Annotated in this window: 5 protein-coding genes, 1 pseudogene and 2 riboswitches; of the genes and pseudogenes, 2 read left to right on the forward strand and 4 right to left on the reverse strand. The window is 71.3% G+C overall.

Translation table 11 applies throughout. The features are described from left to right. Positions 1–270 (forward strand): annotated as a pseudogene (locus tag ABT288_RS49145) (SAM-dependent methyltransferase); the annotation flags it as partial. 246 nt (positions 271–516) lie between these two features. On the opposite strand, the gene ABT288_RS49150 reads toward ABT288_RS49145, so the two are convergent. The 4 genes from ABT288_RS49150 to gcvT all read right to left on the reverse strand — a co-directional run bounded on the left by ABT288_RS49150 (position 517) and on the right by gcvT (position 4,885). Beyond that, positions 517–1,884: an L-serine ammonia-lyase gene (locus ABT288_RS49150; protein ID WP_351623306.1), complete on the reverse strand. Its 1,368-nt coding sequence runs from the start codon at positions 1,882–1,884 to the stop codon at positions 517–519. A gap of 104 nt (positions 1,885–1,988) precedes the next feature. Next, positions 1,989–3,257, reverse strand: coding sequence for a serine hydroxymethyltransferase (gene glyA / locus ABT288_RS49155; RefSeq protein WP_351623308.1), 1,269 nt, complete (start codon positions 3,255–3,257; stop codon positions 1,989–1,991). Between the two features lie 14 nt (positions 3,258–3,271). Further along, a complete protein-coding gene (gene gcvH, locus ABT288_RS49160) occupies positions 3,272–3,649 on the reverse strand; it encodes a glycine cleavage system protein GcvH (RefSeq protein ID WP_351623310.1) in 378 nt (125 codons plus the stop codon). Between the two features lie 108 nt (positions 3,650–3,757). After that, positions 3,758–4,885: a glycine cleavage system aminomethyltransferase GcvT gene (gene gcvT, locus ABT288_RS49165; protein ID WP_351623312.1), complete on the reverse strand. Its 1,128-nt coding sequence runs from the start codon at positions 4,883–4,885 to the stop codon at positions 3,758–3,760. Positions 4,886–4,929: 44 nt separating this feature from the next. Further along, positions 4,930–5,042: riboswitch (glycine riboswitch) on the reverse strand. After that, a riboswitch (glycine riboswitch) is annotated at positions 5,043–5,140 on the reverse strand. It abuts the riboswitch before it with no gap. 178 nt (positions 5,141–5,318) lie between these two features. Here gcvT and ABT288_RS49170 point away from each other — a divergent pair. After that, positions 5,319–5,884, forward strand: a 566-nt coding sequence (locus ABT288_RS49170; protein ID WP_351623314.1) for an AAA family ATPase, incomplete at its 3' end; no start/stop codon positions are given.

Genomic DNA, 5,884 nt, shown 5'->3' on the forward strand with positions numbered 1-5,884 from the left:
GCCCCCCCCTTCACGTCCCGCCGGCCGCTGCACCTCGTGGCCGCGGCCGCCCGCCGGGGCCTGCGCGCCGGCAAGGCCGGCGCGCGGAGCGCGGGCACGCCGTTCCTCAGCTTCTACACCCCCGGCGAGATGCTGCACCTGGCCCGCGAGGCCGGTTTCACGGACGCCCGCCACGTCCCGGGCGCCTCGCTCGCCGAGCGCTACTTCACCGCCCGCACCGACGGCCTGCGCCCGTCAACCGGAGAGGACCTGCTGCTGGCCCGGACCTGACACCGTCACCCCTCCTGCTCGCGCAGACACCACTCGACGCAGGCCCACCGAACTGGTCACCCCGGACGGTCACCTGGCATGGCAGCGCCGGACCACGGTGTGGGGTGCGCGTTCCCCGCACCACCGGACGGCGCGTCTTGCCTCGCTTGCCGGAACGTGCGACATTCCGGGGACTTTCCGCCGGGTAAGCAGGGAAGGCCCTGACAGCGCCGAAAGAAGCGCACGCGCTGGTCAGGGCCCACATCCTCAGCACTCGATGATGTTCACCGCGAGCCCGCCCCGCGCCGTCTCCTTGTACTTCACGCTCATGTCCGCGCCGGTGTCCTTCATGGTCTTGATGACCTTGTCCAGGGACACCTTGTGGGAGCCGTCGCCGCGCATGGCCATCTTCGCCGCGGTGACCGCCTTCACCGCGGCCATGCCGTTGCGCTCGATGCACGGGATCTGGACCAGGCCGCCGACCGGGTCGCAGGTCAGGCCGAGGTTGTGCTCCATGCCGATCTCGGCCGCGTTCTCGACCTGCTCCGGGGAGCCGCCGAGGACCTCGGCCAGCGCGCCCGCGGCCATCGAGCAGGCGGAGCCGACCTCGCCCTGGCAGCCGACCTCGGCGCCGGAGATGGACGCGTTCTCCTTGAAGAGCATGCCGATCGCGCCCGCGGCCAGCAGGAAGCGCACCACGCCGTCCTCGTCGGCGCCGGGGACGAAGTTGATGTAGTAGTGCAGGACCGCCGGAATGATGCCCGCCGCGCCGTTCGTGGGGGCGGTCACCACCCGGCCGCCGGCCGCGTTCTCCTCGTTCACCGCCATCGCGTAGAGCGTGATCCACTCCATGGCGTGGGCCAGCGGATCGCCCTCGGCGCGCAGCTGGCGGGCGGAGACGGACGCGCGGCGGCGCACCCTCAGGCCGCCGGGCAGGATGCCCTCGCGGGACATGCCGCGCTGCACGCACTCGCGCATCACCCGCCAGATCTCCAGCAGGCCCGCGCGGATCTCCTCCTCCGTGCGCCAGGCCCGTTCGTTCTCCAGCATCAGGGAGGAGATCGACAGACCGGTCTCCTTCGTGAGGCGGAGGAGCTCGTCGCCGGTGCGGAAGGAGTACTTCAGGACCGTGTCGTCCAGCTTGATCCGGTCCGCGCCGACCGCGTCCTCGTCCACCACGAAGCCGCCGCCGACCGAGTAGTACGTCTTCGACAGCAGCTCCGCGCCCGAGGCGTCGTACGCCCACAGCGTCATGCCGTTGGCGTGGTACGGCAGGGCCTTGCGGCGGTGCAGCACGAGATCCTTGTCGTAGGAGAAGGGGATCTCGTGCTCGCCGAGGAGCCTGATCCGGCCCTCGGTCCTGATCGCCTCCACGCGCGCGTCCGCCGTCTCCACGTCCACCGTGCGCGGCGAGTCGCCGGCCAGACCGAGCAGCACGGCCTTCGGGGTGCCGTGGCCGTGCCCGGTCGCGCCCAGGGAGCCGTACAGCTCCGTCCGGACGGTAGCTGCCTTTTCCAGCAGCCCCTCGTTGCGCAGGCGGCGGGCGAACATCCGCGCCGCGCGCATCGGGCCGACCGTGTGGGAGCTGGACGGGCCGATGCCGATCGAGAACAGGTCGAAGACCGAGATGGCCACGGTCACTCCTCAAGACAGCAAAAACAGGGGGGTGGTGGGGCACCCGCCGGCACCTTGCGGCGCCGTCCTCACGAGTGCCCCACCCGGGATCTACTTGTCCGGGCCTACTTGTTCAGGCCCGGGTACAGCGGGTGCCTGTCGGCGAGCGCCTTCACGCGCGCCTTGAGCGCCTCCGCGTCGTAGGACGGCTTCAGCGCCTCGGCGATCACGTCCGCGACCTCGGCGAAGTCCTCGGCCGTGAAGCCGCGGGTCGCCAGGGCGGGCGTGCCGATCCGCAGGCCCGACGTCACCATCGGGGGACGCGGGTCGTTCGGGACCGCGTTGCGGTTGACCGTGATGCCGACCTCGTGGAGACGGTCCTCGGCCTGCTGGCCGTCCAGCTCGGACTCGCGGAGGTCGACGAGGATCAGGTGCACGTCCGTGCCGCCGGACAGGACGTTCACGCCGGCCTCGCGCGCGTCCGCCGCCGTCAGGCGCTTGGCGAGGATGCGCGCACCCTCCACGGTACGACGCTGGCGCTCCTTGAACTCCTCCGAGGCGGCGACCTTGAAGGAGACCGCCTTCGCCGCGATCACGTGCTCCAGGGGACCGCCCTGGAAGCCCGGGAAGACGGAGGAGTTCAGCTTCTTCGCGAAGTCCTTGCCGCGGGCGAGGATGATGCCGCCGCGCGGACCGCCGAGCGTCTTGTGCGTGGTGGAGGTGACCACGTCGGCGTACGGCACCGGGTTGGCGTGCAGGCCGGCCGCGACCAGGCCCGCGAAGTGCGCCATGTCGACCCACAGGTACGCCTCGACCTCGTCGGCGATCCGGCGGAAGGCGGCGAAGTCCAGCTCGCGCGGGTACGCCGACCAGCCCGCGATGATCACCTTCGGGCGGTGCTCCTTGGCGAGCCGCTCGACCTCGGCCATGTCGACCAGGCCGGTCTCGGCGTCCACGTGGTAGGCAACCACGTTGAACTGCTTGCCGGAGAAGTTCAGGCGCATGCCGTGGGTCAGGTGGCCGCCGTGCGCCAGGTCCAGGCCGAGGATGGTGTCCCCGGGCTGGGCGAGGGCGAACAGCGCCGCCTGGTTGGCGGAGGCGCCGGAGTGGGGCTGGACGTTGGCGTACTCGGCGCCGAACAGCTCCTTGATCCGGTCGATGGCGATCTGCTCGGCGACGTCGACGTGCTCGCAGCCGCCGTAGTAGCGGCGGCCCGGGTAGCCCTCGGCGTACTTGTTGGTCAGCACCGAGCCCTGCGCCTCCATCACCGCGAGCGGGGCGAAGTTCTCGGAGGCGATCATCTCCAGCGTGGACTGCTGGCGGCCGAGCTCGGCGTCGACCGCGGCGGCGATCTCCGGGTCCAGCTCGTGCAGGGACGTGTTCAGGACGGTCATACGGCTACGACTCCTCAGCCGGCGTTCTGGGCGGTGTACTCGTCGGCGGAGAGCAGGTCGGCCGGCTCCTCCGCGACGCGCACCTTGAACAGCCAGCCGCCCTCGAAGGGGGCCGAGTTCACCAGCGAAGGGTCGTTGACGACGTCCTCGTTGATCTCGGTGATCTCACCGGTGACCGGCGAGTACAGGTCGGAGACCGACTTGGTGGACTCCAGCTCACCGCAGGTCTCGCCCGCGGTCACCGTGGAGCCGACCTCGGGGAGCTGGGCGTAGACGACATCGCCGAGCGCGTTGGCCGCGAACTCGGTGATGCCGACCGTCGACACGCCGTCCTCGGCGGGCGACAGCCACTCGTGCTCCTTGCTGTAGCGCAGCTGCTGGGGGTTGCTCATGGCCTGAATTCTCCTGTACGCGCGGAAGTGCTGATGAAGGGGGGACTGCTGAGACCGCTGGTGAGCAGCGGAAAGTGCGCGGGGTCACACAGTGACCGCGCCCAGTGTCTACTTCTGGCGCTTGTAGAACGGCAGCGCCACGACCTCGTACGGCTCGTGGCTGCCCCGGATGTCCACGCCGACGCCCTCGGTGCCCGGCACCGCGTGCGCCGCGTCGACGTAGGCCATGGCGATCGGCTTGCCCAGGGTGGGGGAGGGGGCGCCGGAGGTGACCTCGCCGATCACCTCGCCGCCCGCGACCACGGCGTACCCGGCGCGCGGCACCCGGCGGCCCTCGGCGACCAGGCCGACCAGGACCCGCGGCGGGTTCTGCTCAGCCTCGGCGGCGGCCTCGGTGAGCGCCTCGCGCCCCACGAAGTCGCCCTCCTTCTCGAACTTCACCACCCGGCCGAGCCCGGCGTCGAAGGGGGTGAGGGAGGTGGTCAGCTCATGCCCGTACAGCGGCATGCCCGCCTCCAGGCGCAGGGTGTCCCGGCAGGACAGGCCGCACGGGACCAGGCCGACGCCCTCGCCGGCCTTGGTCAGCGCCTGCCACAGCTCGACCGCGTGCTCGGGCTTCACGAACAGCTCGAAGCCGTCCTCGCCGGTGTACCCGGTGCGGGCGATCAGGGCCGGGACGCCGGCGACCGTGCCGGGCAGGCCGGCGTAGTACTTCAGGCCGTCGAGGTCGGCGTCGGTGAGGGACTTCAGGATGCCGGGGGACTCGGGGCCCTGCACGGCGATCAGCGCGTACGCGTCCCGGTCGTCGCGCACCTCGGCGTCGAAGCCGGCGGAACGCTCGACCAGGGCGTCCAGCACCACCTGGGCGTTGGAGGCGTTGGCGACGACCATGTACTCGGTCTCGGCCAGCCGGTAGACGATCAGGTCGTCCAGGATGCCGCCGTCGGCCCGGCAGATCATGGTGTAGCGGGCGCGGCCCACGCCGACGGAGGCGATGTTGCCGACCAGGGCGAAGTTGAGGAGGTCGGCCGCCGCGGCGCCGGTGACGGTGATCTCGCCCATGTGGGAGAGGTCGAAGAGGCCCGCCTTCGTCCGCACGGCGATGTGCTCGTCGCGCTCGGAGCCGTAGCGCAGCGGCATGTCCCAGCCGGCGAAGTCGGTCATCGTCGCACCGAGCGAGCGATGCAGGGCATCGAGCGCGGTGTGGCGCAGCTCAGTGGGTTCGGTACTGCTCATCGGTCGGTCGTCTCCCAGGGAAGGACAGGACGGGCGAGGAACGGTCCTCCCCATCTGTCATCGGAACCTGAGAGGTTCGCCAGGACCGCCACGGGGACGATCACGGCTTGCACCTTGGGTGGAGCCACTGCGGCAGCGGCCCGCTTTTCAGATGTGCCTCGCCCGCGCGGTAACGGGGCCTGAGAGATTCAAGGGAGGGACTTGCTCCTTCGGCGTCCCAGCGAAGGCTGCTGGGAACTCTCCCGCGCGGATTCAAACGGCCGGTATGCAGTTGGCGGCCACATCATTGCACGCCGCACCCCCGCCCGTCAGGGCCGCATCTGTAACCGAGCTGTGGCGGGACGCGCACGTAACCGCCGGGCATCGTGCATTACCGTCCCTTTACATGTGCGGGGCATGAATATTGCCAAGCCCATGGGGGAGGACGATCACGGTGAACAGGACCCCGGTGTACGCCACCGTCACCACCGGCATCGCAGTGCCGAGGCAGCGCTCCGCCGCGGCCCAGGTCGTCCGTGACCTGCGCGACCGCGCGGGCCGCGGCCCCGGCGCCCTGACCTTCGGCCCCCGCGACCTGGTCGTGATCACCGGGCTGCCCGGCAGCGGCAAGTCCACTCTGATGCGCCGTGCGGTCGCCGACCGCCGCATCGACTCCCAGGACACCCGCGACCGCTTCGCGGCCCGCCTGCCCCGCGCCCTCCCGTACGCCTTCTACCGCCCCCTGGTCCGCCTCGCCCACTACGCCGGTCTGCGCCGCGCCCTGCGCACCGGCGAGGGCGTCGTCGTGCACGACTGCGGCACCCAGCGCTGGGTGCGCGCCTGGCTCGCCCGCGAGGCCCGCCGCCGTGGCGGCACCCTCCATCTGCTTCTGCTCGACGTCACCCCCGACACCGCGCGAGAGGGCCAGCGCGAGCGCGGCCGGGGCGTCTCCGCCTACGCCTTTGGCCGCCACCGCCGTACGACCGCCCGGCTGCTCGCCGCGGTCGCGCGCGGCGAGCT

This window comes from Streptomyces sp. NPDC001093 (genome assembly GCF_040298985.1).
In the GTDB taxonomy this organism is placed as follows: domain Bacteria; phylum Actinomycetota; class Actinomycetes; order Streptomycetales; family Streptomycetaceae; genus Streptomyces.

What these genes read in the sequence shown, in the direction of transcription:
- glyA (WP_351623308.1), bottom strand. Translation starts at nt 3,257, where the DNA reads ATGACCGTCCTGAACACGTCCCTGCACGAGCTGGACCCGGAGATCGCC.
- gcvH (WP_351623310.1), bottom strand. Translation starts at nt 3,649, where the DNA reads ATGAGCAACCCCCAGCAGCTGCGCTACAGCAAGGAGCACGAGTGGCTG.
- gcvT (WP_351623312.1), bottom strand. Translation starts at nt 4,885, where the DNA reads ATGAGCAGTACCGAACCCACTGAGCTGCGCCACACCGCGCTCGATGCC.